Annotated in this window: 21 protein-coding genes and 1 pseudogene; 11 read left to right on the top strand and 11 right to left on the bottom strand. The window is 41.0% G+C overall.

What is annotated here, in order from left to right; translation table 11 throughout:
• Nucleotides 1-32: 32 nt before the first annotated feature.
• Nucleotides 33-230: a DUF2517 family protein gene (locus C9J38_RS01535; RefSeq protein WP_107205575.1), complete on the bottom strand. Its 198-nt coding sequence runs from the start codon at nt 228-230 to the stop codon at nt 33-35.
• 127 nt (nt 231-357) lie between these two features.
• Here C9J38_RS01535 and C9J38_RS01530 point away from each other — a divergent pair, with 127 nt between their 5' ends.
• Nucleotides 358-1,146, top strand: coding sequence for a DUF1853 family protein (locus C9J38_RS01530; RefSeq protein ID WP_107205574.1), 789 nt, complete (start codon nt 358-360; stop codon nt 1,144-1,146).
• A 55-nt stretch (nt 1,147-1,201) separates the two neighbouring features.
• Here C9J38_RS01530 and pgm read toward each other — a convergent pair whose 3' ends face one another.
• Both pgm and seqA read right to left on the bottom strand, forming a co-directional pair.
• Nucleotides 1,202-2,848, bottom strand: a complete 1,647-nt coding sequence (gene pgm, locus C9J38_RS01525; protein WP_107205573.1) for a phosphoglucomutase (alpha-D-glucose-1,6-bisphosphate-dependent) — start codon at nt 2,846-2,848, stop codon at nt 1,202-1,204.
• A 37-nt stretch (nt 2,849-2,885) separates the two neighbouring features.
• On the bottom strand, nt 2,886-3,431 hold the full coding sequence (gene seqA, locus C9J38_RS01520) for a replication initiation negative regulator SeqA (protein WP_005370523.1): 546 nt from the start codon (nt 3,429-3,431) through the stop codon (nt 2,886-2,888).
• 104 nt (nt 3,432-3,535) lie between these two features.
• On the opposite strand from seqA, the gene C9J38_RS01515 reads away from it, so the two are divergent.
• The 3 genes and pseudogenes from C9J38_RS01515 to fldA all read left to right on the top strand — a co-directional run bounded on the left by C9J38_RS01515 (nt 3,536) and on the right by fldA (nt 5,408).
• Nucleotides 3,536-4,300: an alpha/beta fold hydrolase gene (locus tag C9J38_RS01515; protein ID WP_107205572.1), complete on the top strand. Its 765-nt coding sequence runs from the start codon at nt 3,536-3,538 to the stop codon at nt 4,298-4,300.
• A 170-nt stretch (nt 4,301-4,470) separates the two neighbouring features.
• A pseudogene (locus tag C9J38_RS21860) lies at nt 4,471-4,687 on the top strand (DUF2788 domain-containing protein).
• 193 nt (nt 4,688-4,880) lie between these two features.
• On the top strand, nt 4,881-5,408 hold the full coding sequence (gene fldA, locus C9J38_RS01505; protein ID WP_107205571.1) for a flavodoxin FldA: 528 nt from the start codon (nt 4,881-4,883) through the stop codon (nt 5,406-5,408).
• Nucleotides 5,409-5,481: 73 nt separating this feature from the next.
• On the opposite strand, the gene C9J38_RS01500 is transcribed toward fldA, so the two are convergent.
• Complete coding sequence (locus C9J38_RS01500) at nt 5,482-5,967, bottom strand: DUF4442 domain-containing protein (protein WP_107205570.1); 486 nt, start codon at nt 5,965-5,967, stop codon at nt 5,482-5,484.
• A gap of 192 nt (nt 5,968-6,159) precedes the next feature.
• On the opposite strand from C9J38_RS01500, the gene fur reads away from it, so the two are divergent.
• A complete protein-coding gene (fur, locus tag C9J38_RS01495) occupies nt 6,160-6,606 on the top strand; it encodes a ferric iron uptake transcriptional regulator (RefSeq protein ID WP_107205569.1) in 447 nt (148 codons plus the stop codon).
• A gap of 143 nt (nt 6,607-6,749) precedes the next feature.
• Nucleotides 6,750-7,790, top strand: a complete 1,041-nt coding sequence (locus C9J38_RS01490) for a linear amide C-N hydrolase (RefSeq protein ID WP_107205568.1) — start codon at nt 6,750-6,752, stop codon at nt 7,788-7,790.
• Between the two features lie 93 nt (nt 7,791-7,883).
• On the opposite strand, the gene glnS is transcribed toward C9J38_RS01490, so the two are convergent.
• From glnS to nagE, 3 genes are all read right to left on the bottom strand, one after another.
• A complete protein-coding gene (gene glnS, locus C9J38_RS01485; protein ID WP_107205567.1) occupies nt 7,884-9,548 on the bottom strand; it encodes a glutamine--tRNA ligase in 1,665 nt (554 codons plus the stop codon).
• Between the two features lie 284 nt (nt 9,549-9,832).
• Entirely contained in the window at nt 9,833-12,496 is a 2,664-nt protein-coding gene (locus C9J38_RS01480) for a beta-N-acetylhexosaminidase (RefSeq protein WP_107205566.1), read from the bottom strand.
• A 171-nt stretch (nt 12,497-12,667) separates the two neighbouring features.
• A complete protein-coding gene (gene nagE / locus C9J38_RS01475) occupies nt 12,668-14,158 on the bottom strand; it encodes an N-acetylglucosamine-specific PTS transporter subunit IIBC (protein ID WP_107205565.1) in 1,491 nt (496 codons plus the stop codon).
• 257 nt (nt 14,159-14,415) lie between these two features.
• On the opposite strand from nagE, the gene nagB reads away from it, so the two are divergent.
• The 5 genes from nagB (at nt 14,416) to asnB (ending at nt 21,286) form a co-directional block, all read left to right on the top strand.
• Nucleotides 14,416-15,216 carry a glucosamine-6-phosphate deaminase gene (nagB, locus tag C9J38_RS01470; RefSeq protein ID WP_107205564.1) on the top strand — a complete coding sequence of 267 codons (801 nt, stop codon included), beginning with the start codon at nt 14,416-14,418 and terminating at the stop codon, nt 15,214-15,216.
• An 18-nt stretch (nt 15,217-15,234) separates the two neighbouring features.
• Nucleotides 15,235-16,371: an N-acetylglucosamine-6-phosphate deacetylase gene (nagA, locus tag C9J38_RS01465; protein ID WP_107205563.1), complete on the top strand. Its 1,137-nt coding sequence runs from the start codon at nt 15,235-15,237 to the stop codon at nt 16,369-16,371.
• Between the two features lie 2 nt (nt 16,372-16,373).
• Nucleotides 16,374-17,588 (top strand): ROK family protein, encoded by a 1,215-nt coding sequence (locus tag C9J38_RS01460; RefSeq protein WP_107205562.1) that lies wholly within the window; start codon nt 16,374-16,376, stop codon nt 17,586-17,588.
• 115 nt (nt 17,589-17,703) lie between these two features.
• On the top strand, nt 17,704-19,296 hold the full coding sequence (locus C9J38_RS01455; RefSeq protein ID WP_107205561.1) for a cation:proton antiporter family protein: 1,593 nt from the start codon (nt 17,704-17,706) through the stop codon (nt 19,294-19,296).
• A gap of 319 nt (nt 19,297-19,615) precedes the next feature.
• Nucleotides 19,616-21,286, top strand: coding sequence for an asparagine synthase B (gene asnB / locus C9J38_RS01450; protein WP_107205560.1), 1,671 nt, complete (start codon nt 19,616-19,618; stop codon nt 21,284-21,286).
• Nucleotides 21,287-21,364: 78 nt separating this feature from the next.
• Here the strand turns inward: asnB and C9J38_RS01445 are convergent, their stop codons facing one another.
• The 4 genes from C9J38_RS01445 to htpG all read right to left on the bottom strand — a co-directional run bounded on the left by C9J38_RS01445 (nt 21,365) and on the right by htpG (nt 26,706).
• A complete protein-coding gene (locus C9J38_RS01445) occupies nt 21,365-22,669 on the bottom strand; it encodes an inosine/guanosine kinase (RefSeq protein WP_107205559.1) in 1,305 nt (434 codons plus the stop codon).
• A gap of 147 nt (nt 22,670-22,816) precedes the next feature.
• A complete protein-coding gene (gene hemH, locus C9J38_RS01440) occupies nt 22,817-23,794 on the bottom strand; it encodes a ferrochelatase (RefSeq protein WP_107205558.1) in 978 nt (325 codons plus the stop codon).
• Between the two features lie 224 nt (nt 23,795-24,018).
• Entirely contained in the window at nt 24,019-24,663 is a 645-nt protein-coding gene (gene adk, locus C9J38_RS01435) for an adenylate kinase (protein WP_105060657.1), read from the bottom strand.
• A 141-nt stretch (nt 24,664-24,804) separates the two neighbouring features.
• Nucleotides 24,805-26,706: a molecular chaperone HtpG gene (gene htpG / locus C9J38_RS01430; RefSeq protein WP_107205557.1), complete on the bottom strand. Its 1,902-nt coding sequence runs from the start codon at nt 26,704-26,706 to the stop codon at nt 24,805-24,807.
• Between the last annotated feature and the right edge of the window lie 48 nt (nt 26,707-26,754).

The following is a 26,754-nucleotide window of genomic DNA, read 5'->3' as shown; positions in this document are numbered from 1 at the left end:
TGCCAATGGCAGCTTTTCATATTACATGGAAATTATTTTAAGCCTTGCTCAATTTTTTTAAGCCATACAGGCTGAGCGCTAGTTTGCACCCAGTAGCGATGTAAGAAACTACCCATACGCGTACGTTTATTGACAGGTAATAAAAGTAAAACAGGTAATGAAAGCAATCCTGCTAGTACAACAAAAACGCGACGAAAAGTAATATTGAACTTTGAATACTGAGTGTACATAACAGAATCTCTTTATGACTAAATCTGTCACCACTTTAATCGAGTTTATGAAATATTACTACAGATTTTCGTGTAACTTTTCGTCAATATTGTGTCATAAGCCTATATACAAGCGAGTTATGTAAGAATGTTACAAAAAGAAATAGATAAACAATTAACGAAGGATTATCTCGCTGCACTCAATATGCCAAATTTAATCTCATCATACGACTATGTCTGTGACGACACTTGGTTTGAGGTATTTAATCGCGACGCACAACTTCCCTGCATAGCGCCCTATACTGGAAATCGCCGCTTAGGGTTTTACTATCAATGGCTATGGCAGCAATTAATTATTTCTCACCCTCATTACGAATTGATGGAAGAAGAAGTCCAACTTCATTGGCATAAACAGACTGTTGGCTCTATTGATTTTCTGGTTAAAAACTTACGGACTGATGAAATTGAACATTGGGAAGTCGCCATCAAATTTTATCTCGCCTATAACAATAGCTGGCCAGGACCAAATGCTAAAGACAATCTCGATAAGAAAACCAATCGAATGATTGAACATCAACTCAGACTGAGTGAGCATGATGCATTTAAAACTACCTTTGATGAACAGCCAACCAAACGTCGACTCATCATGCAGGGGCGATTATTTCACGCTTGGCCTGAACCACAGCAAGGCTCAACTATTATTATCAACCCAAAGGCTAACACAGGATTATGGTGTTATCAGTCTGATGCTGCACATCTAGTTTTGAAAGTATTGACGAAAAAGCAGTGGATCGCGCCACCTGCTTTCGCTGAACTTGATAAATATCTCGACCTAAATCAAATTACCGTACCAACACAGGCTGTTGATAAAAAAGATAGAGTATGGTTTATCGTTCCGAATCACTGGCCAAAGCATAATAGTGAATTGAGAACATAAGCTTCATATATAAAAAAACGCCCATTGTGGGCGTTTTCTTTATCCATATAACAGGTTATAAACCTGCGTCGGCAAAGACTTTACTGACAATTTCCTGTGCTTCTTGCTCAATAAGCGCTAGATGTTCTTTGCCCTTAAAGCTTTCACAATAGATTTTGTAAATATCTTCTGTACCCGATGGACGAGCAGCAAACCAACCATTTTCAGTCGTCACTTTTAAACCACCAATCGCAGCACCATTACCTGGCGCATGAGTTAGACGTGCGGTGATTGGTTCACCAGCTAGTGTTTCAGCTGAAACCATTTCGGGAGAAAGCTTACTTAATACCGCTTTCTGCTCTTTATTCGCGACAGCTTGCAAACGAGAATATTCTGAACGTCCAAACTTATCTGCTAACTCTTCGTAATATTCTTGCGGTGTTTTACCGGTTACAGCAGTGATCTCTGCAGCTAACAAACACAGTAAAATACCGTCTTTATCTGTTGACCAAGGCGTGCCGTCTTTACGTAAGAAAGATGCGCCCGCACTTTCTTCACCGCCAAAACCTAACTTACCGCTAAATAAGCAATCAACAAACCATTTAAAACCGACTGGAACTTCAACAAGTTCACGGCCTAATGCTGCAACAACACGATCAATCAACGCACTAGATACTAGTGTTTTACCCACTGCAACTTGCTTAGCCCAATCGTTACGATGACGGAATAAGTAATCAATACATACGGCAAGATAATGGTTAGGATTCATTAAACCTGCAGGTGTTACGATGCCATGACGGTCGTAATCAGGATCGTTACCAAACGCTAGATCGTAATTATCTTTGTACGCCAGTAACCCAGCCATTGCATATGGTGATGAACAGTCCATACGCACTACGCCATCTTTATCTAATGACATAAAACGAAATGATGGGTCAATAGATTCATTAACAAGTGTTAGATCTAGCGCATAATATGCGGCAATTTGACGCCAGTATTCAATACCAGAACCACCAAGAGGATCTACACCCAACTTCAGCTCTGATTTTTGAATCGCGTCCATATTTATAACATTTACAAGATCTGCGACATACGGTGCAACTAAATCTTGCTCAACAACAAGTTGTGAAGCTAAAGCGTCGACAATAGATACACGCTTAACATCTACCAAACCGTTTGCAATGATTTCATTAGCACGGCGTTCAATAGCTGTTGTTAATTCACTTTCAGCGGGTCCACCATGGACAGGATTATATTTAATACCGCCATCTTGAGGTGGATTATGCGATGGCGTGATAACAATACCATCAGCTTTATCATCATGTGCTTTGTTGTAACAAAGGATAGAGTGAGAAATGCCAGGTGTCGGGGTATATCCCTTACCTTGTTGAATAACAACTTGAACATTATTAGCAACAAGTACTTCTAATGTTGAAGTAAAAGCAGGCTCTGATAATGCATGGGTATCTTTTCCTAAAAAAAGTGGCCCCATCACTCCATTTTCAGCACGCACTTCAGCAATGGCTTGTGCAATGGCCCAAATATGATGCTGATTAAATGTGCCTTTATCTGCTGTTCCTCGATGACCTGAAGTACCAAACTCTACTTGCTGCGATACATCTTGAGCACTTGGCTCTATAAGAAAATAATTAGCGATAAGTGCTGGAATGTTATGCATATCTTCTTGCTGAGCTCGTTGCCCAGCACGAGGATGAATAGCCATAGTTTTATCCTTGTTATTTGACCTCAATATCTGACAATTAGATTTCGCCACATACCTTATCAATAATGTCTGAACCAAATCCCATCTTAGTCATCAGCTGGTCAATCATTTGACGCTTACGCTCAGTATTTGTATTTGTAATCACCCAGAATGGTGTTGATGGAATCGACTTAGGTTTCGTCGTTTTACCACTTGCTAGTAACGTTTCTTCATCATGAGCAAAGTAAACGCGGGTACGACCTTTAATTGCAGCAGCTTCAGCAAAGCCTTCTGCATCAATGCTATACAAAGAAGACAAGATCATCATAAAACGACCAATTGCTTTTTCTTGTGCGGCAAATTCATCAGAGATCAATACTGTTCGCATTTCTTTAACACGATCCATCGTTGGTACATTGCCAGCATCTTTACTAACAACGATCCCTTTCGGACGAACAGGCATTACCACAGCAGGCTGCTGTTGTAGTTGCTCTTCAGGCACCATAAGCAAGCGACGCAAAATATCAGAAGCACTTTCACCAATATGTTGAGTTTGGCTAGCAATATAACGATATAGTTCTTCGTCTACTTCAATAGTCTTCATCGTATTATTCATTATCGTTCCGTTAAAAAATCTGGCTACGATTATAGCTTGATCCGAGGTTATACTCTACGGTAAATACCACAACTAATTAGAGAAAATAGTCAGTGAATCTTCATTATCAAGTTGAAGGCGATGGAAAAACGATCATTTTGATCCATGGCTTATTCGGCAGTGCTGCTAATCTAGGGCTTTTAGCCAGATATTTGAAAAATAACTATAAAGTAATTAGCGTTGATCTTCGTAACCATGGATTGTCCCCACACAGTGATCATTTTACCTATCAGGATATGGCACAAGATGTGCTGAATGTGATCAACCACTTAGATATTGATCAATTTTCGGTAATTGGTCATTCAATGGGTGGAAAAGTAGCCATGGCATTGGCTGCATTAGCACCAAATCACTTAGAACATTTGGTTGTATTGGATATGGCTCCGGTTAGCTATCAAACACATCGGCATCAAAATGTGTTTAATGGTTTACAAGAAGTGAATAAACATACCATTACCAAGCGTAGTGAGGCCGAACAGTTTCTTGCTCAATATGTTGAAGACGCCAGTGTTAGACAATTTTTACTTAAATCTCTCGCCAAACAGGGTGAACATTACCAATGGCGATTTAATGTTGATGGGATTATTGCCAACTACAGCACCATTATGGGCTGGCAGCCTGCTGTAGAGCCATTCAAAGGCAAAACATTATTTATTAAAGGTCAAGAGTCTGACTATATTGAGCCTAAATATCGCGATGAAATTATGCGCCAATTCCCTCACGCCAAAGCACATATGGTGGCAAATACTGGACATTGGCTCCATGCCGAAAAACCTGAAACGGTGACCCGTATCATCACAAACTTCCTTGATAAATAAATAACATGCTTATCTCGTTGTTAGCATGCTCATTAACAACGAGATATTGCATAACCACAATGTTAAATACTTTTTTAACTATGCTATAGTCTCATCAAATGGATATACCTGAATGACTTTAAATACCAAGTATTTTGAGGTTACTTGGGTATATATCAAAAGGATTTGTTATGCTTTATGGATACATAGACTTAATTAAATCTATTGGGCTGGATCTTGTTTTTACCACTATTTTTTCTTTCTCGGTATGGCAATAAAAGATGTCTTAAAACAAGGTAATGTCCCTCCTTTTAGACAAAAAGTTGTTCGGCTAGTCTAATTTCTGGCTGTGCTGGATTTATAACCAAAGGCATTATTCAGCTAAGATGGGAAGGTACTGGGATTTAATTATTAGCGTTAATTGTGTAACTTATGATGATTATATCAACACCTAAACACTTAGTTCTTGCGGGTAATGCTACCGTTTAGACGAAAAAATATACAAAACGTCAGTAAACAGTAATTATCATTGCACCGTTTCTACTGATTTCTGTAAACTGCGATGCAGCAGTTAACTATTTATATACGGGTAATCTCTACTATGGCAAGCGTTGGACTCTTCTTTGGTAGCGACACAGGTAATACCGAAGCTGTCGCTAAAATGATTCAAAAACAACTTGGTGACAAGCTAGTTGAAGTAAAAGATATCGCAAAAAGCAGCAAAGAAGATATCGACAACTTTGATCTATTGCTACTTGGTATTCCTACTTGGTACTACGGTGAACCACAGTGTGATTGGGATGACTTTTTCCCAGAGCTTGAGCAAGTTGATTTTTCAACTAAACTTGTGGCTATCTTCGGTTGTGGTGACCAAGAAGATTACGCAGAATATTTCTGTGATGCGATGGGTACTGTGCGTGACATCGTTGAAGGTCGCGGTGCAACTGTTGTGGGTAACTTCTCAACAGAAGGCTTTGAGTTTGAAGCTTCAAAAGCACTTGTTGATGACAACCACTTCGTAGGTTTATGTATTGATGAAGATCGCCAACCAGAGCTTACAGCACAGCGTGTTAAGCAATGGGTTGAGCAAATTTATGATGAAATGTGCTTAGCAGAACTTGCTGATTAATCGCATTGAGATCATCAAAAAAACGCGCTTATCAAGCGCGTTTTTTTATACATCTTTTTAGCGATATTTTCACTCAAGATATCGCATTCGATTCCGTTCGATATTCTGGTTTTTTCCTTACATATAAGGTTCGCTCAACTTGAGAAACTAACTCCCCTCGACTATTTAATACATTGACCGTAAAAGAGGGAAAATACTTATCACCAGATTTTGTTACTTGCTTTATCTCTTCAATACACTGTTCAGAAATCACAAAATCAGCGGTTAAATCACTATCGCCCGGTTGAATAAAGTTGATATTTGCTTGTTTATCCCAGACAAAATACTCACGTCCAAGTATGCCCATTAACATCAAAGAATAAACAGGATCTGTAAGTGAAAAAATACTTCCACCATACTGTGTACGGTTTGCATTCTTATTCCACCAGCGCAGCTTCAATTTTATACGAACATATCGAAAATCATCACTGATCGTCATAATCTTAATACCCGCCCCCCAAAAGGGTGGCCATAAATTCAGCGCACATTTCACAACACTTGGCTTATAAACGTTAAACAATATGAAAGCCCCCATCTGGTACGATGAGTTTATATTTACATAAATTTTACATACATTCAAACACTAGAAATTATACATATCTCCTAGTTTCCTCTGCTTTTAAGGTTTATTGTTATCGTTGCGTCACTTATAATAGTTAGAAATGAAAAAGACTACTGCAACACCTTTGCGGATAGCCAATAGGAAATTTTGATGTCAGATAATAATCATGCGCTAAAACAAGCAGGCTTAAAAGTTACTCTTCCACGCCTTAAAATTTTGGAAGTACTGCAAGAACCTGATTGCCAACACATCAGTGCTGAAGACTTGTACAAAAAACTTATCGATATTGGCGAAGAAATTGGCCTAGCTACAGTCTATCGCGTACTCAACCAGTTTGATGATGCAGGCATTGTCACACGACATCATTTTGAAGGTGGTAAATCTGTTTTCGAACTATCAACTCAACACCACCATGATCATCTAGTTTGTTTAGATTGTGGTAAAGTTATCGAGTTTTCAGATGACATCATCGAAGATCGTCAAAAACAAATTGCAGAAAGCTTCAATGTTCGCTTAACAAATCATAGCCTATATCTATATGGTCATTGCATGAAAGGCAATTGCGCCGAAGATGAAACTCTTCACGACCCAAAGTAATACTTTAAAAGAGCCAGTGTATCTCCACTGGCTTTTTTATTTGATACTTAGTTCACCTTTCAAACATTGTTACAAATAACCACATTACAAAATGGTGTTTTTTACTATATATCTATGCCAACTATTTTATATGGATGTTATAGATGAAAGTAAAACCATTAGTACTCGCATTAATCACCACCCTATCTCTTTCAAGCCTAATATCTAACGCAAATGCTTGTACTCGTATCCTTTGGCAAACAGAAGATCATGGTGTCTTTGTTTCTCGTACTATGGATTGGTCTGAATCCACAAACCCTTACTTAGCAAACTTTCCTCAAGGTTCAGAATACACAACGCACCTGAGTAATAAGAACCTTGTTACATCCAAATTTGCTGTCACGGGGATCACTGCTTACGGCATTCTAATGGATGGTATTAACTCACAAGGGCTCAGTGGTAATATTCTTTATGATGGTGGAATGGATCTCGGCAAAGGGAATAATAAACAAACCGATGGCGCAATTACCTACCTTCGCCATATGTTGTCGCAACATAAAACAGTGAATGATGTTGTAAAAGCAGCCAGCGCACTTGCCCCTAACGAAGAATTTATTGAAGGAATTCCTGTTCGCATTGCTCTGCATTTATCTTTCCAAGATCCAACGGGCGATAGCGCTATTATTGAATGGCGTGAGGGCAAACCTCAAATTTGGCATGGAAAACAATATACCGTCATGACAAATCAGCCTGATTATGCCCAACACCTTGCGAATATTAAACGTTCTGCACGTGGATGGGGCGAACAAGCTCAACAATGGAATCAAACAAATTTAGGCACTGGCGGTAATACTAATCCTGAAGATCGTTTCGTTCATGCCACCTATTTTTCAGAGCACTTAAAAGAACCAACGAGCATCATCAATGGCATTTTAAAGCTCGAGTCAACGATGTTTCGTATTCCTCATGATGCGCCAAACCGCCCTATTAACGGTAAAATGACAGGTTACGCAACAGAGTATTCGGTAAATAGGCATTTACAATCAGGTGAGACTTTCGTTCGCTATCAATGGGGAGATATATTTAGTCAATTTAAATACAACACCCAAGATATTCAAAAATCAGGCAAAATGATTTTCTTCAAATTAAGCAATGCTGAGCTTGCGGGGAATATTACAGAGCAAGTCATTAACTCTGGACATTAATAGCCATGTTATATCATCGATTTAGATAGCTATTAATAAAAAACCGCATCACAAGAGCGATGCGGTTTTTATTAGCTGAAATCAGAGACTGAATTAGTCGCCAATTTTCGCCCAAGTATCACGAAGGCCGACTGTGCGGTTGAAGACTAAATGCTCAGGGCTTGAGTCTTTGTTATCTGCACAGAAGTAACCCATACGCTCAAATTGGTAAGCTTTTTCAGCTTCAGCAGCAACCAATGATGGTTCAACGAAACCGTTAACTACTGTTAGAGAGTCAGGGTTGATCACTGATACAAAATCATCTGCCGCACCAGGGTTTGGTACTGTAAATAGGCGATCGTATAAACGAATTTCTGCTGGAATACCCGCTTCTGCTGATACCCAGTGAATAACACCTTTTACTTTACGACCATCTGCTGGGTTCTTACCTAATGTATCTTTATCGTAAGAACAGAAAATTGTGGTGATATTACCTTCCGCATCCTTTTCGATGCGATCCGCTTGAATCACATATGCGCCACGTAAGCGAACTTCTTTACCTAATACTAAACGCTTGTATTTCTTATTCGCTTCTTCGCGGAAATCTTCACGCTCAATGTATAGCTCGCGGCTAAATGGCACTTCACGCGAACCCATTTCAGGTTGATTCGGATGATTAGCGACAGTAAGCATTTCTGTCTCACCATCAAAGTTTTCAATCACAACTTTAACAGGATCAAGAACCGCCATTGCACGTGGTGCGTTTTCGTTTAGATCGTCACGAATACAAGATTCTAGTGAGCTGATCTCGATAGTGTTGTCTTGCTTAGTCACACCGATACGCTTACAGAACTCACGCATAGATGCAGGTGTGAAACCACGACGACGCAGACCAGAGATAGTTGGCATACGTGGATCATCCCAACCATTAACCAATTTATCAGTCACAAGTTGGTTCAGCTTACGCTTAGACATCACAGTGTATTCAAGGTTTAGACGGCTAAACTCATACTGATGCGGTGTACAATCGATAGTGATGTTTTCGAGAACCCAATCGTATAGACGACGGTTGTCCATGAACTCAAGGGTACAAATAGAGTGCGTAATGCCCTCTAGCGCATCAGAAATACAGTGTGTGAAGTCGTACATTGGGTAAATGCACCACTTATCACCCGTTTGATGGTGAGTCGCAAAACGTACACGGTAGATCACTGGATCGCGCATAACCATAAATGGTGATGCCATGTCGATCTTCGCACGAAGACACATTTTGCCTTCTTCAACCTCACCGTTCTTCATTTTGTCGAATAGAGCTAAGTTTTCTTCAACGCTACGATCGCGGTATGGGCTATGCTTACCTGGCTCAGTTAATGTGCCACGGTACTCACGCATCTGCTCTGGACTTAGCTCATCAACGTACGCTAAGCCTTTATTAATTAATTCAATTGCGAACCCGTATAGCTTATCGAAGTAGTTTGATGAATAACAAATATCACCGCTCCACTCAAAGCCCAACCAGTTAACATCGTTCTTAATAGACTCAACGTATTCGATGTCTTCTTTCTCAGGGTTAGTATCATCAAAACGAAGATTACATTGACCCTGATAGTCCTGAGCAATACCGAAGTTCAAACAAATAGATTTAGCATGGCCGATATGCAGGTAACCATTCGGCTCCGGCGGGAATCGGGTATGTACGCTTGTATGTTTGCCACTTGCTAAATCCGCATCAATAATTTGGCGGATAAAGTTAGTTGGACGAGCTTCAGATTCACTCATCAATTACACCTCGTGTGCTTACAGGATTGAGAACTGTATATGATCCATAAATATGGCTCATGACTCAACAAATAGTATGCATTGTTTGTCGATATGGATAAAAAAGCCCCGTAATAACGGAGTTTGTATCCTACCACTATACATTAATGCCCTAATTAGGCGCATTAAAAACATGACCATTAATTTGATAGCCATGATTTTTACCTAACTTAATAAAAAAAGCCGATGAAGGTTTCCCTTCACCGGCTGATATTTTAACAGTTAAAGCGTGTTTACATCGTAACTTATAGTGATGTTACACGGCTGAAACGTTTACCGTCTGCGCTTACTGCACGGATTTCAACTTTACCCGTTACACTTGGTTGTGCTTTCGCATTGTAAGTGTTCCACGTTTTGCCTTCGTCCGTTGAGTATTGTAGTGCTAAGCCAGGCATACTTACGTTCATTGCAAGTTTACCATTTTCAATTTTTGCACCAGGTACTGGTACACGGTACTGAATACCTGCCGCATCAAGTTTAGCTAGTTCACGTTGACCAAGAACGTTAGCAAAACGCTCCCACTCGTTGTGAAGGGCTTTCTTGTCCACAAGGTTTGAGTCTTGTGAGTATTCAACACCTGCTTGATACTCATTTTCCCACTCACCTTTGTGCCATGCACGCTCAGCTGCTGCTAGTACGCGAGGGAATACCATGTACTCGTATTGATCATCGTTACCTACAGTTTCACTCCAAAGCTGAGCAGACAGACCGTGGAAGCCTTTCGATTCAACCGTACCTTTACTTGCAAAGCCATTGCCATCACGATCGAGTGATGTTTCTGCGTTCTGAGGTAAGTTTGCAGGTGCAAAACCAAACATCTTACGTGTATCTGTTGCACGTGTTGCCCAGTAGTAACCGCGCTCTGATGGATCTACTTCATATGGCATATCCATGTATACGTAATCTGGGTTTGATACTACAACATCATAGCCTTTGTTAGCCCACTCGTATGCAGATGCACCACCGCCCCAGTATAGAACATCCCAGAAGTTCACACGTACGTTATCTGTGTCAAATGCTTTCGCATCTTTCGAGTACTTCAAGCCATCTTGCCATGCTTGGAAATTCTCAATACCCTTGCTATTAACCACAGCACTTACACGCTCAGCAAAGTAGCTTGGTAGACGATCGTAATCACTTACCACACCTTCTGCGATCAATTTCTGACACATTGGTGATTTTTGGTATGGCTTATCTTGCTTAGATTGATCAATTGAACCCGTCCAAGCTGTTTGCTCTGCAGCGTTAATATCTTGGAAGCCTGCATTTAACTTGATGTTCTTCGCTTCATCACCACCGAAATGCCATGTATTTAGCGGCATACCCGCGTCTTTATGCATTGCTTGAATTTCAGTAATGACTTTATCAACAAACTTTGCTGACGAATCCATACATGGGTTAATAAAACTACGCTTATCGTAGAACTGTACTGTCGTTACGTTTGACGTATCTTGTGGATCCATCAAGCGATATTCATTCGCTTCATCCATCTTGCCTTCAGCAGCTAGACGCTTGTAACGCGCTTCCATTGCTACCACCGCTGCACGCGCGTGAGCTGGCATATCAATTTCAGGGATCACTTCGATACCACGTGCTTTCGCATATTTTAGAATATCTAAGTAATCTTGCTTGCTGTAGAAACCTGAACCATCGTTCTCAGATGTTGGGCCTGAGCCTAGTTGAGGAAGAAGACAGCTTGTTTCTGATAAATCATGACAACGCTTACCACCGATTTCTGTCAATTCTGGAAGACCCGGAATTTCGATACGCCAACCTTCATCATCAGATAGGTGGAAGTGGAATTTGTTCATCTTGTACGCTGCCATTTGATCTAGCGTACGTAGGATCGCTTCTTTAGAGTGGAAGTTACGACCCACATCAACCATTACACCACGATAATCAAAACGTGGTGCGTCCAATACATTTAATGTTGGAATGCTGTTATCTGCACCGGTAGACATCAGTGAGATCAGAGACTGCATACCGTAGAACGCACCTTGGTTATCAAAACCAGTAACGGTGGCGCCCTTCTTAGTTACGTCTAGCTTATAAGCACCAACAATTTGCTGATCCTTCTTAAACGAACCCGGTAAAATTGTTACTTTTACTGGGTATTCACCCTGCGCGTTCACACCAAGCTGTGCTAAACGAGCCTCTACTGCAGCCATCATGTCAGCAGGTAGCGTTAGGTTGTCGATCTTAATACCGTTAGCTAGAGAAACAGTATCGCCAGTTAATTTAGTACTTAGCGGTGTAGGTAAAATAGTGCCAGCTACTTCTTCAGAAGCCACTAAGTTTACATCGCTGTTTTTCTCAAAACGTGTTTCTGGTGTCGCTAATACGTTGTTATCCGCTTTAACACGCTTAAATTGATCGCCTTTTAATGGCGTTAAGTAATCTGCAGGGTTAGCTGTATCTGTGCTAACAATTGTTTTTGGTTCTGCATTACCTGCTGTTACATATGCACGAGGCATGTAATCATTTTCAAATAAAGTCCAATATTCACCGATGTAAGGGATAACAACCTTTTCACCTTCAGCAAAACCATCGAACTTATCTGTTGGCTCTAGTGTGTGTAGATCACCTGTTACATGAGTAACTTTGAATTGATCATTCTGCACTTCTAGGATTTGACGAATACTGCTGAAGTAAATTTTCCAATCTTTATTCGTCACCGCTGGACCTTTATTTTCCAGCGTTAAATTAATCAAATCACATGATGCCCATTCCGCACCCAGTGTTTTACATGGCAAGCCTTCTTCTGCACCGTGCTGAATAGCGACTTCGTAGTTAAGATCTAGGTTTGACGCTAGGTTATTTACTACAGTTTGATCATTGTTTCCTTTACTTGCACAACCCGTTACCGCTAATGCAATAAAAGATGCTAACGCCGTAAGTTTAATAGTCATGATATATTCCTTTCTCCCGATATCTCTTCTAAAAAAGTGAAGAGAAAATCAATACGAGCCCAAACGTTGGGTACTCAAAATGCCGGCCCTATCATTCCATGTTTGAAAATAATAAGGCCGGTTTTATTAAAGGTCTTGCGGTATTACTTAATTACTGAAGAATTCAGGTAATTATGGCAGTTTTACAGAAGATAGATCTTCTGACGCTGGGATTTTCTTCATTTCGCCAGCAACAATTTCAGCTAGAGGGCCAAGGATAACCTGAAGGTTATTTGAACCTAGTTTAACTACACCCATCGCACCTAGTGCTTTTAACGTTTTCTCGTTAGCAAGACTGCTGTCTTTTAGCGTTAGGCGTAGACGTGTAATACAAGCATCAATGTTCTCTAGGTTACCGTGACCACCCAGTGCTTTTAAGTACTGCTTCGCTAGCTCGCTAGTTTCTGCAGAACCTGCAACTGATGAAGTCTCTTCTTCGTCGTCTTCACGGCCAGGCGTTTTAAGGTTGAACTTAACAATCGCGAAGCGGAATACAAAGTAGTAGATGAAGAAGAATGCAATACCTTGAACAATCAGCATATACCACTGAACAGCTAGTGGGTTGCGTGATGACAAGAACATATCAACTAGACCTGCAGAGAAACCGAAACCTGCAATCCACTGCATAGATGCTGCGATGTATACAGATAGACCCGCTAGTGCTGCGTGAATTACGTACAGTACTGGTGCTAGGAACATGAATGCAAATTCTAGCGGCTCAGTAACACCGGTGAAGAATGATGCAAAACCAGCAGCTAGTAGTAGAGATGCTACGCGCTCTTTATTCTTCGCTTTCGCAGTGTGGTACATCGCAAGTGCCGCACCAGGTAGACCAAACATCATGATAGGGAAGAAACCAGCTTGGTACATACCAGTGACACCTGGAGTTGCTGTACCTTCAGCGATTGATTTCGCGCCGCCAAGGAAGTTAGGAATATCGTTAATACCTGCTACGTCAAACCAGAATACTGAGTTTAGTGCGTGGTGAAGACCTACAGGAATCAATAGACGGTTGAAGAATGCGTATAGACCCGCACCTACAGAACCCATACCTTGGATGCTTTCACCAAAATGTACTAGACCGCCGTAAATTGATGGCCAAACAACCATCAAGATACCTGCAATAACGATACCAGCAACAGATGTTAGAATTGGTACTAAACGCTTACCACTAAAGAACGCTAGTGCTTTGTGTAGTTCTACGTTTGAGAAACGGTTGTACAACTCAGCTGATACGATACCGACTAAGATACCTACGAATTGGTTATTGATTTTACCAAATGCAGCTGGAACTGCGCTTGGGTCAATACCTTGGATTTGCGCGACTGCACCCGGTGCAAGAAGCGTTGTTACCACAAGGAAACCTACAAAACCAGAAAGTGCTGCTGCACCATCCTTATCTTTAGACATGCCGTATGCAACACCCACTGCAAACAGTACAGACATGTTATCAATAATTGCCGCACCAGCCTTGATCAAGAAAGCAGCTAATGCAGAGTTTGCACCCCAGCCGTTCGGATCAATCCAGTAACCGATACCCATTAAGATTGCCGCTGCAGGAAGTACTGCAACTGGCACCATTAATGCCTTACCTACTTTTTGAAAATATCCAAGAATATTCACCCTTAGTTCCCCCTATGGTTTTCTTAGATGTAATTAAATAACTGTTTATAAGCTATCCGTATTAAGTTATTCGCAGTTTAAGAAATTAATTTCGCCCCGCAAATTAAAAGCTCATCATTTGTGATCTCAATCACCGACGGAGGTTAGAACTGAGTGATTTTGCTAGCTCGATCATAAAACTTATTTTATCATTCGAAACAAAGGCGCTATGTCGCTAAGATTTTTCCTGTTTTAACTTTCTTCAACGAGGTATCAACGTGAGACTAATCCCGCTAAATAACGCTAAAGATGTTGGTTTATGGTCAGCTCGCTACATCGCAGATCGTATCAATAAATTCGAACCATCAGCTGAGCGTCCATTTGTATTGGGTCTACCAACTGGTGGTACACCACTTGCAACTTACAAACGTCTTATCGAGCTATACCAAGCTGGTGAAGTAAGCTTTAAACATGTTGTTACTTTCAACATGGATGAGTACGTAGGCATGCCTGCAGATCACCCAGAATCATACCGTAACTTCATGTACAACAACTTCTTCAACCACGTTGACATCCAAGAAGAGAACATTAACCTTCTTGACGGTAACGCAGAAGATCACGTTGCTGAGTGCCAACGTTACGAAGATAAGATCAAATCTTACGGTAAAATCAACCTATTCATGGGTGGTGTAGGCAACGACGGCCACATTGCTTTCAATGAGCCAGCATCATCATTAGCATCTCGTACACGAATCAAAACACTAACGCACGAAACGCGTATTGCTAACTCTCGCTTCTTCGATGGCGATATCAACCAAGTACCTAAGTACTCGCTAACTATCGGTGTTGGTACTCTGCTTGATTCTGAAGAAGTCATGATCCTTATCACTGGCCACAACAAAGCACAGGCACTACAAGCTGCGGTTGAAGGCAGTGTCAATCACCTATGGACAGTATCTGCACTGCAGCTACATCCTAAATCAATGATTGTTTGTGATGAGCCATCAACTCAAGAGCTAAAAGTGAAGACCGTTAAGTACTTCCAAGAACTAGAAGCGGAAAATATTAACCACCTTTAATCCTATTAAGGAATATTCATGTACGCGCTTACCAACTGTAATATTTTTACCGGTAGCGAAGTGCTGAATAACCACGCCGTCATTATTGACGGCGTGAACATTCATGCAATCTGCCCGATTAATCATTTACTCGATGGCATCGACACTATCGATCTTCATGGTGCAAACCTCTCTCCTGGCTTTATTGACTTACAATTAAATGGTTGTGGAGGGGTGATGTTCAACAATGAAACCACCGCCGAAGCCATTGATATTATGCACCAAGCCAACCTAAAATCAGGTTGTACTAGCTTTCTCCCTACGCTTATCACCTCCCCCGACGAAGACATGAAACGTGCAGTTTCAGCTATTCGTGACTATCAAGCAAAATACCACAATCAAGCATTAGGCCTACACCTAGAAGGCCCTTATATTAATGTTGTAAAGAAAGGGGTTCACCGCCCGGATTTCATTCGTCCAGCGAGTGACGATATGATTGCGTTCTTGTGTGATAATGCTGATGTTATTACTAAAGTCACTCTCGCACCTGAACTGAATTCACCTGAGCATATTCAGAAACTGATTGATTCAGGTATTGTCGTATCGGCAGGACACAGTAATGCGACATACGAAGAAGCAAGACAAGGCTTCGATCTCGGTATTAGTTTTACTACGCATTTATTCAATGCGATGAGTCCAGTAGAAGGTCGTTCGCCAGGTCTAGTTGGTGCTATTTACGATAGCAGTGAAATCTATACAGGCGTTATTGCTGACGGTTTCCATGTTGACTATGCCAATATCCGCATGGCTCATAAAATGAAGAATACGCGTTTAGTTTTAGTGACCGATGCCACAGCTCCAGCAGGTGCAAACATCGATAGCTTTCTTTTTACTGGGACAAAGGTATATTACCGAAACGGCATGTGTGTAACTGAAGAAGGCACACTTGGTGGTTCAGCACTGACAATGATTGAAGCAATTCAAAATAGTGTTGAACATGTAGGTATCGCCTTGGACGAAGCGATTCGTATGGCCACACTTTATCCTGCTCGCGCTATTGGTGTAGACAAGAAACTTGGGGCTATAAGAAAAGGCATGGTAGCAAATCTTACTGTGTTTGATCGCGATTATCATGTTCAGGCGACAATTGTTAATGGTGAATACAAACAGAGCTAATTATGACAGGCGGACAAATTGGTAATGTTGATCTCGTAAAACAGCTAAACAGTGCAGCTGTTTATCGCTTGATTGACTTGCAGGGCCCTATTTCACGTATTCAGGTGGCTGATGTTAGTCAGCTTGCTCCTGCCAGTGTTACTAAAATAACCCGCCAACTACTTGAGCGCGGCCTAATCAAAGAGGTCGCGCAACAAGCATCAACCGGCGGTAGACGGGCAATATCGCTGACAACTGAATCAGCAGCATTTCATTCTATTGCGGTGCGTATTGGTCGAAATTACATTGAAATAACCCTTTATGATTTAAGTGGTAACCATATAACAGGTACCGCTCACCCATTTTCTTATACCAGCCAACAAGCCTTAATTGATGGTTTACTTGAGCATATCCAAAATTTCATCAGTAATAACCAAAATGTAATGAAAGAATTGGTTGCATTTGGTATTACGCTCCCCGGCTTAGTGAACCCTGAGCATGGTATTGTGGAATATATGCCACATATTGAAATTGATGACTTTCCATTAGCTGACATTATTAAAAAACAATTCGGTGTTATTTGTTTTGTCGGTAATGATATTCGAGGCCTAGCGCTAGCTGAACATTACTTCGGTGCAAGCCGCGATTGTAAAGACTCAATTCTAGTCAGTGTTCACAACGGTACAGGTGCCGGTATTATTGTTAATGGTCAAGTATTCTTGGGCTTTAACCGTAACGTGGGCGAGATCGGCCATATTCAAATCGATCCTTTAGGCGATAAATGCCAATGCGGTAATTTTGGTTGTTTAGAAACAGTCGCAGCCGATCCCGCAATAGTTAAAAATGTTCAACATTTGCTCGACCAAGGCTATCCAAGTTCATTACAAGCGCTTGAAGATATAACAATGCTTGCGATTTGTAATGCGGCAAATGATGGTGATGAGTTAGCAACCCAAGCGTTGATAAAAGTTGGAAATCAATTGGGCAAAGCTCTTGCGATGACCATCAATTTGTTCAACCCTCAAAAAATCATTCTTGCGGGTAACATTACTCATGCCCAAGAGATTGTTTTTCCAGCGATTCGACGTTGTGTTGAAACACAATCACTCTCAAGATTTCATCATGACTTACCGGTTGTTGCATCTGAGCTTTATAACCAGCCGACCATAGGTGCATTTTCAATGATCAAACGCGCCATGTTAAACGGTGTATTATTACAGCTTCTATTAGAAGACTAATCACAGCACCATATAAATTCAGAGCAAAGGGGCGTATTGATTTAATACGCCCCTAATCTCATCAGCTTCACACTATTTCTCCAGATTGTTATCTTGCAAGGATGTTGTACAAGATATGGAATTTATCTACATACTTACCGCTTTTATCATTGGTTTTATTGCTCTACGTTGCAAACTCCCCCCTCTTGTGGGTTTTCTTGTTGCAGGCTTTAGTCTTAACAGTTTTGGCTTTACTTCTACACCCACATTAGAAACCTTAGCTAACTTAGGGGTAACACTGCTTCTTTTTACCATTGGTTTAAAGCTGGATGTGAGGTCCTTACTTAAAAAAGAAGTTTGGGGTGGTGCTACCTTACATAATCTCTTATCAACAACCTTATTTACCCTCTGTTTATTAGTATTAAAACAGCTTGGTTTAACCATGTTCAGCGACATGGCGTTAAGCCAATTAATTCTTATCGGGTTTGCGCTGTCTTTTTCCAGTACAGTATTTGCCATTAAGCTGTTACAAGAAAAAGGCGAGTTAAATGCAAAGTACGGTACCGTCTCTATCGGTATTCTGGTCATGCAAGATATCTTCGCCGTTATATTCTTGACTATCTCAAGTGGAAAAATGCCAGAAGTGTATGCGCTTGGACTTTTCGCCCTACCGTTAATTCGCCCTATCCTATACAAGATCTTAGACAAAGCAGGTCACGGTGAAGTACTGGTACTCTATGCCATTACTCTTGCGCTAGTGCTCGGTGCAGGGTTATTTAAACTGGTTGGTATGAAGCCTGATTTGGGTGCGCTATTGATCGGGATGCTAATGGCAGGACACAGTAAGTCTTCTGAAATGGCAAAATCACTCTTTAACTTTAAAGAGCTGTTACTTGTTTGCTTTTTCTTAAATATTGGCCTGTCAGAAACCCCGACGCTTAATGGGTTACTGATGGCATTTGTTTTACTACTCTTATTACCGCTTAAAGGCATGTTGTACTACGGCATATTCCATTTGTGTCGTTACCGTGTCCGTACCTCAATGCTCGCGACGTTAACACTATTTAATTACAGCGAGTTTGGTTTAATTGTCGGTGGTGTGGCTTATAAACTCGGACTATTACCGGGTACTTTTTTAGTGGCTATCGCTATTGCCGTTTCTTTTTCATTTTTGCTCGCAGCCCCTCTCAACAGCGTGAGCCATAAACTTTATACAGAAGCATCAAAATGGCTAAAAGAATTTGAACCAGAAAAACTCAACGCCGATGACAAACTGATCGATCTTGGACAATCAAAAGTGTTAATTCTTGGTATGGGTCGAATAGGCACGGGGGCATATGATGAGTTACAAGCACGTTACGGCAAGCAAATCATAGGCGTTGAAACCCGAGAGGAATCCGCAGAGAAGCAACGCAAAGAAGGACGTAATGTTATTCAAGGCGATGCGACTGATCCTGATTTTTGGGCGCGGGTTATCAGCAAAGAACGTATAACTCTTATTTTATTAGCAATGCCTCATAGTCAGGCGAACGTTTATGCCTTGGAGCAAATTAAAGCTCGTCATTTCCAAGGTAAAATAGCAGCAATTGCTCAGTACAATGATGATGAAGAGTTACTGTATGAACAAGGTATTGATGCCGTCTTCAACATCTTCAATGAGGCTGGCAGTGGTTTTGCTCGTAATGTATGTGATCACTTAAAGCCAGACATAACAGCAATCAAATCATAATCCTATAAGTACGCCCCCTTATTTCGCAGCGAAAAATAAACAGTGGTAACAACTACTGTTTATTTTTTTAAACAAAAAGCCAAACAAATTAGATTTAATTCAGTTAAAGGCGCTTTTACTGAATGATATTCACCTAAGGCGTTTTATTTTAATCGATTGAAGATTTTTTATTGCAATTTACTTCAGAATACGCAATTTTAACAATCAAAGAGAAACGCACATAAATAAAAAGTTTTATTTTCATTATATAAACCTTTCGGTTACATCTGTGTTTCTAAGATTTATGGATATAAAAAGATAACGTTGGAGTGGTATTACTATGTGTTCTGTATTTGGGATCCTAGACATTAAAAGCGACGCAGCAGCATTGCGTCCTATCGCATTAGAAATGTCGAAAAAGCTTCGTCACCGCGGCCCAGACTGGTCAGGTATTTACGCATCAGAACATGCCATTCTTGCGCATGAGCGTCTAGCGATTGTTGGCTTAAACAGTGGTGCACAACCGCTATATAGCCCAGATAAAAAATTAATTCTTGCGGTTAACGGTGAAATCTACAACCACAAAGAAATCCGTGCTCGCTATGAAGGTAAATACGATTTCCAAACAGATTCAGATTGTGAAGTTATTCTTGCGCTATACCAAGATATGGGCGAAGAGTTACTTGAAGAGCTTAACGGTATTTTCGCCTTTGTACTGTACGATGAAGAAAAAGATACTTACCTTGTAGGTCGTGATCACATTGGTATTATTCCGTTGTACCAAGGCTTTGACGAAAACGGTAACTACTATGTTGCATCAGAAATGAAAGCGCTGGTACCTGTGTGTAAAACAGTGAGTGAATTCCCTCCTGGTTGTTACTACGGTAGTGCTGATGCCGAGCCACAACGGTATTACACCCGTGATTGGAATGAATACGCAGCCGTACAAGGTAACTCAACCAGCAAAGAAGAATTAACTGAAGCATTAGAAGCCGCTATTAAGCGTCAGTTAATGACAGATGTACCTTACGGTGTACTACTATCAGGTGGTTTAGATTCATCAATTACATCAGCTGTGGCAAAACGCTTTGCTGCAATGCGTATTGAGGATAATGACCAATCTGAAGCATGGTGGCCTCAACTTCACTCTTTTGCCGTGGGTCTTGAAGGTGCCCCTGATTTAAAAGCAGCGCGTGAAGTTGCAGATAAAATTGGTACCGTTCACCATGAAATGACTTACACGATTCAAGAAGGTCTAGATGCTATCCGTGATGTGATTTATCACATTGAAACTTACGATGTGACAACCATTCGTGCTTCTACCCCAATGTTCCTAATGGGTCGTAAAATCAAGGCAATGGGTATCAAGATGGTACTTTCTGGTGAAGGTGCAGATGAAATCTTTGGTGGCTACTTATACTTCCATAAAGCACCGAACGCGAAAGAGTTCCATGAAGAAACTGTACGTAAATTGCTTGCTCTGAACATGTTTGACTGTGCACGAGCAAACAAATCGTTAGCGGCATGGGGTGTTGAAGGCCGAGTACCATTCCTAGATAAAGAATTTATCGATGTGGCAATGCGTCTGAACCCTGAAGATAAAATGTGTGGTAACGGTAAGATGGAAAAACACATCTTACGTGAGTGTTTTGAGCACTACCTACCAGAATCTATCGCATGGCGTCAAAAAGAGCAGTTCTCTGATGGTGTAGGTTACAGCTGGATTGATACGCTAAAAGAAGTGGCTGAAGAAAAAGTAACGGATCAACAGCTTGAAACAGCGGCTTACCGCTTCCCTTACAACACACCAACAACCAAAGAAGGTTACGCATACCGTGAGATCTTTGAAGAGTTGTTCCCGCTAGAAAGTGCGGCAAAATGTGTACCGGGTGGTCCATCGATTGCTTGTTCAAGTGCAAAAGCGATTGAATGGGATGAGAGCTTTAAGAACGCAGCAGACCCATCAGGTCGTGCAGTAGCAGCTGTACATAACGAAGCTTATAAAAAATAAGTTTGCTCTAAACTGCAGCTAATAAAAAACCGCCAAGCACGAAAATGTGTTGGCGGTTTTTTTATATCTATATGAAACTTAACGTTCCCAGTATGCTTCTTCCAAACTATCTTCACGCTCTGGCAGACCACGAGATAAACGTGGAGAATACTGAGCCAAGACTTCGTAGCTTACACGGTTTGAATATAAACAAACCTGTGAGAACGATGAATAAGTTAGGAAAGAATGTTGGTGCTTACTCGAGTTCGGCACGTTTTCTTTATGGTAGCGGTTTGCAGACATATCATGCAGTAATGCTGAAAGTGCACCATCACCAGCACCGTTAGTATTCTTAATACGCTCAGGACCGCCCATATAAGGAGCAATATGTGAATACGCCTTAATTGGATTCTCACACGCCGTTTTAAGCATTGGTCGGCTAAATTCATAGCGGTTAAACTCAGCAATATCACCTGGAAGTAACGGTAAACTTGTTTCACGCTTAGCGTTATCATCAGTGTAACCTGCGGTATATAAACCTACAGGGCCTGCAGTACAAAGAACAAGATCAACCCATTCTAATGCTTTATCAGCTGCTACAAGCGGATCAGACTCACCAGTTAACGCTTCACCTTCATCTTCATTCATTGCAACAACTGTTACATGATCACGAAGGAAGTCGCGCCACCATTGTGGATCGTCTTGAATAACGAACTTTGTACCTAATGTTAATACCACAGGTACATCGTATTTTTTCGCATATTCAATGGCGCGCATTGTTGCCGCTGGCATAGGATCGCCAGGCTTACAACGCACTAAATACGCCGTTAACACAAGTGCAGACGCATTTTCAAACACATGTTCAGGAATGCTATCAGGTTCAAGTTGGTTCATCTTACCTTCGTTGATAGCGAAGGTACGTTCACCGTCTTTTGAAATAAGAGCAAAACAACGACCAATAGGACCGTCAACAGGTTGAAGGTAGTTCATATCCATGCGGCTTGATGTATTACAAAGGTAACGGTACGCGTAACTACCGATCTCAATGTCTTTACTCATCACGCCTAGAAGAACAGATTTATCATCCGCTAACACAGAATAGTTGTGTAGCGTATTACCAATCGTGCCACCAGCAAACTCGTGAGTAACAAGGTTGTTCTCTTTTAGCTCTTGATATAGCGCTTCTGCTTTTTCATCAGTAATAACCAAAGAATGGCCTTTACTTAACTCATAGCGTTCCAGGAATTCATCATCCACATAAGCTTCAATATCTACCAATGTTTGGTCAATACCGACAACATGAGTACGTGCTAGACGCTTCTCTTGTTTCGTTTGACTTAAAAGTGGATCGCGAGCATGTACCGGAAAGTAATGCTTAGATTTTCGTTGGCCTGGAAATTTCATGTCTATGCGCTATCAAGTTGTAAATTTTGCGAATTCTATCACAGAATATAGAACATAAAAGCAAAAGCTCTCATTGGTTTTGAGATATATCAACACAAATGAGAGCGTAAACGTTATCGTCAATGTAAGTTACAGAATAAAAACTGACTATTCCCAACCTTGAACATGTTGTTTCACCAAGTTTTCCATCATTGTAATATGTGCCTGGCTATCATTAAGGCAAGGGATCAAATTAAATTCTACCCCACCCGCTTCAATGAACACTTCTTTGCACTGCTCTGCAATTTCTTCAAGGGTTTCTAAACAATCAACAGAGAACGCAGGACACATAACATCAAGGCGTTTTACACCTTTCTCTGCCAATGATTTTATCGTGCCTTCCGTATACGGTTTTAACCATTCTTCACGTCCAAAAATAGACTGATAGCTCATGCTCATTTTTTCACGCGGCATCTCAAGCATCTTCGCTAATAGCTCCGTTGTACCATTACAATGATCGGGATACGGATCGCCATTATCAGCATAACGTTTAGGAATACCGTGATATGAACATAATAAGTAATCAGGCTCGCCTTTTTCTGCCCACACCGTTTTAGCCGTCTCGGCTAACGCTGAAATATAATCAGGGTGATCGTAATAATGATTAATAAAGCGCAACTCTGGGATATACGATATGGACTTTAAGTCTTTCGCAATACGATCAAATACAGCAGCGGTGGTAGTACCTGAATACTGAGGATATAACGGTAAAACTAAAACCTTATCACAACCTTGCTGCTTTAGACGCTCCAAACCAGCCTGAGTACTCGGATTACCATAAGTCATACCCAGTTCAACTGGGACTTGAAGTATCTCTGTTAATGCTTTTTGTTGGCGTTTTGAATACACCATCAATGGTGAGCCATCTTCCATCCAAACAGATTGATATAATTTAGCAACTTTCGGTGAGCGAATCGGCAAAATTACGCCGTGTAAAATGGGGCACCATAACCAGCGAGTCATATCGACGACACGGTGATCGTGTAAAAATTGAGATAGAAATTGTTTCACCCCAGCCGCCGTCGGTGCATCAGGCGTACCTAAGTTAACTAACAATACACCGTATTTTTTATTGTCTTTATTCATCGGTTTTCGCTCTTATCTGTCCTAAACCAAGCTTTCTGATCAAAAAATATTAATCATGCAACCGAAGCTAAACGAAGGCTGATCGCTTTTAGATCACTTTGATCAGAAAAAGACGTATCCCGCCTTTATTAACCCCTATTTAAACCATAAAAAAACGGACTATACCAATAGGTAAGCCCGTTTTTTTCATTGTTACAAGCTATCTAAAACAGCCTATATCAATATTAAGCTAATGCTTTTTCTAGCTCAGCGCTCACTTCAGCAACAGGAAGTGTACCATCAAACTTAAGGTATTTCGTGTTACCCGCTGCCGCTTCTTTACCATAGTACTCGATAAGAGGTGCAGTTTGTGTGTGGTAAACATTTAGACGTGCACGAACTGTTTCTTCTTTGTCGTCTTCACGGATAACAAGATCTTCACCTGTTACGTCATCTTTACCTTCAACCTTTGGTGGGTTGTAAACAGCGTGGTAAGTACGACCAGAAGGAAGGTGAGCACGACGACCCGCCATACGCTCAACGATCACATCGTCAGCCACATCAAACTCGATAACGTAATCAACGTTAACACCGTTTTCTTTTAGACCATCAGCTTGAGGAATTGTGCGTGGGAAACCATCTAGTAGGAAGCCTTTTGCGCAATCATCTGCCGCAATACGCTCTTTTACAAGACCAAGAATGATATCGTCAGATACCAATTGACCTGCATCGATCACTGATTTCGCTTGCTTGCCTAGTTCAGTACCCGCTTTGATAGCTGCACGTAGCATGTCACCAGTTGAAATTTGAGGAATACCAAACTTTTCCATGATGAATTGAGCTTGAGTACCTTTACCTGCACCTGGAGCGCCCAGAAGAATGATGCGCATTGTGATCCCCTTTAATAGAGTGGAATTTTTGCAAAAAAGTGAAAATACACTGAATAAGCGAGACTCGCAAGCCCAGTACAATGACTGGGCTTGGTTTACATGCTTTATCAGAATAGTATTTGATACAAGCAAGTTATTTGGTTATTTAATCAGCAACTTGTTAATTGCAGCAAGGAACTGAGAAGGATCTTCCATCGTACCGCGTTCAGCTAACATCGCTTCACCGAGCAAGAATTCAACCCAACGACCAAACACTTCTTCATCTGCTTCATCTGCCATTTTCTTAACCAATGCATGCTCAGGGTTTAATTCAAAAATGTATTGAACCTCTGGCGCATCATGACCCGCTGCTGCTAGCAGTTTCGCCATTTGGGTACCCATTTCGTTTTCATCTGTCACAACAACTGCTGGTGTGTCATGAAGTTTGAACGTTGCACGTACATCTTTTACACGTGTGCCTAAGTAACCTTTTGTTCGCTCAGTCACTGAAGCAAACTCTTTTTCCGTCTCTTTTTGCTTCTCTTTCACTGCTTCATCGTCAAAGCTTGAAAGATCAAGATCAGATTTAGTAATCGCTTGGAACTGCTTGCCTTCAAATTCTGGCAAGTGGCCCATTAGGTACTCATCAATACGATCGTACATCAAAATCACTTCCAACCCTTTAGCACGGAATTGCTCTAGGTGTGGGCTATGTTTCGCTGCATTAAAATTATCTGCGGTTAGATAATAAATCTTATCTTGGTTTTCTTTCATGCGGCTCACGTAATCGGCAAGCGATACTGTTTGCTCTTGTGAGTCATTTTCTGTTGAGCTAAAGCGTAGCAAGTTGGCAATTTTGTCACGATTAGCAAAATCTTCAGCTAACCCTTCTTTTAATACCTGACCAAACGCTTTCCAGAACGTCTGATACTTCTCAGCATCATTTTTCGCCATACGCTCAAGCATTTGCAACACGCGCTTGGTACACGCTTTACGTAGCGCTTGAGTTACCTTGTTATCTTGTAGAATTTCGCGCGATACGTTCAGTGGCAGATCGTTTGAATCAATTAAGCCGCGCACGAAGCGAAGGTATGTCGGCATAAACTGCTGTGCATCATCCATAATAAATACACGTTGTACATACAGTTTTAAGCCATGCTGACCATCACGATTATTCAGATCCCAAGGTGCCGTCGACGGGATGTAAAGCAGACTAGTGTAATCTTGCTTACCTTCAACGCGGTTATGTGACCATACCAAAGGCTCTGCGTAATCATGCGCAACGTGATTGTAGAATTCTTTATATTCTTCCTCACTGATGTCGGACTTATTACGTGTCCACAATGCTTGGGCCTTATTGATCTGATCCCACTTTGTTCCTGTTACTTTACCTTCTTCGTCTTTTTCTTCGGTTTGAATAAGAACAGGAATACCAATATGGTCTGAATACTTACCCACGATTTCACGTAAGCGATACTCATTTAAAAACTCTTTATCATCTTCACGTAGATGCAAGATAATATCAGTACCACGATTCGCTTTAGTGATAGTTTCAATACTGTAATCACCTTCACCAGCAGACTGCCAACTTACCGCTTCATCAGCCGCAACATCAGCTGCACGTGTATTAACCGTTACCGAATCTGCCACAATGAATGCTGAGTAAAAACCCACACCAAACTGACCAATTAATTGCGAATCTTTACTTTCATCTTCTTTTAGCTGAGAGAAGAATTCTTTCGTACCTGATTTAGCAATTGTGCCTAAATGCTCAATCGCCTGCTCACGAGTCATACCAATACCATTATCACTAATAGTTAATGTACCCGCTTGCTCATTGATTGATAACTTAACGCATAGGTTAGAATCGTCACCATACAAATCAGACTGTGATAAGGCTTTAAAACGTAGCTTATCTGCCGCATCAGACGCATTTGAGATCAATTCACGTAAGAAAATCTCTTTATTCGAGTAAAGTGAATGGATCATTAGGTGAAGTAATTGTTTTACTTCCGACTGAAAACCACGAGTTTCCTTATTTTTATCAACTACTTGCTCGCTCATCTCTACTCCATTGGAAATTGTTAGGTGTTATTTTTAAGATAAATATGG

The sequence above is a fragment of the Photobacterium sp. GB-210 genome (assembly GCF_003026075.1).
GTDB lineage: Bacteria > Pseudomonadota > Gammaproteobacteria > Enterobacterales > Vibrionaceae > Photobacterium.
This window is presented reverse-complemented; position numbering and strand designations above follow the sequence as displayed.

Bases quoted from the DNA above. Each gene is read 5' to 3' on its own strand.
- glnS (WP_107205567.1), bottom strand. From the start codon at position 9,548: ATGAGTGAATCTGAAGCTCGTCCAACTAACTTTATCCGCCAAATTATT.
- fldA (WP_107205571.1), top strand. From the start codon at position 4,881: ATGGCAAGCGTTGGACTCTTCTTTGGTAGCGACACAGGTAATACCGAA.
- seqA (WP_005370523.1), bottom strand. From the start codon at position 3,431: ATGAAGACTATTGAAGTAGACGAAGAACTATATCGTTATATTGCTAGC.
- C9J38_RS01445 (WP_107205559.1), bottom strand. From the start codon at position 22,669: ATGAAATTTCCAGGCCAACGAAAATCTAAGCATTACTTTCCGGTACAT.
- C9J38_RS01455 (WP_107205561.1), top strand. From the start codon at position 17,704: ATGGAATTTATCTACATACTTACCGCTTTTATCATTGGTTTTATTGCT.
- pgm (WP_107205573.1), bottom strand. From the start codon at position 2,848: ATGGCTATTCATCCTCGTGCTGGGCAACGAGCTCAGCAAGAAGATATG.
- C9J38_RS01490 (WP_107205568.1), top strand. From the start codon at position 6,750: ATGAAAGTAAAACCATTAGTACTCGCATTAATCACCACCCTATCTCTT.
- htpG (WP_107205557.1), bottom strand. From the start codon at position 26,706: ATGAGCGAGCAAGTAGTTGATAAAAATAAGGAAACTCGTGGTTTTCAG.
- hemH (WP_107205558.1), bottom strand. From the start codon at position 23,794: ATGAATAAAGACAATAAAAAATACGGTGTATTGTTAGTTAACTTAGGT.
- C9J38_RS01480 (WP_107205566.1), bottom strand. From the start codon at position 12,496: ATGACTATTAAACTTACGGCGTTAGCATCTTTTATTGCATTAGCGGTA.
- nagA (WP_107205563.1), top strand. From the start codon at position 15,235: ATGTACGCGCTTACCAACTGTAATATTTTTACCGGTAGCGAAGTGCTG.
- asnB (WP_107205560.1), top strand. From the start codon at position 19,616: ATGTGTTCTGTATTTGGGATCCTAGACATTAAAAGCGACGCAGCAGCA.
- C9J38_RS01535 (WP_107205575.1), bottom strand. From the start codon at position 230: ATGTACACTCAGTATTCAAAGTTCAATATTACTTTTCGTCGCGTTTTT.
- fur (WP_107205569.1), top strand. From the start codon at position 6,160: ATGTCAGATAATAATCATGCGCTAAAACAAGCAGGCTTAAAAGTTACT.
- C9J38_RS01530 (WP_107205574.1), top strand. From the start codon at position 358: ATGTTACAAAAAGAAATAGATAAACAATTAACGAAGGATTATCTCGCT.
- adk (WP_105060657.1), bottom strand. From the start codon at position 24,663: ATGCGCATCATTCTTCTGGGCGCTCCAGGTGCAGGTAAAGGTACTCAA.
- C9J38_RS01460 (WP_107205562.1), top strand. From the start codon at position 16,374: ATGACAGGCGGACAAATTGGTAATGTTGATCTCGTAAAACAGCTAAAC.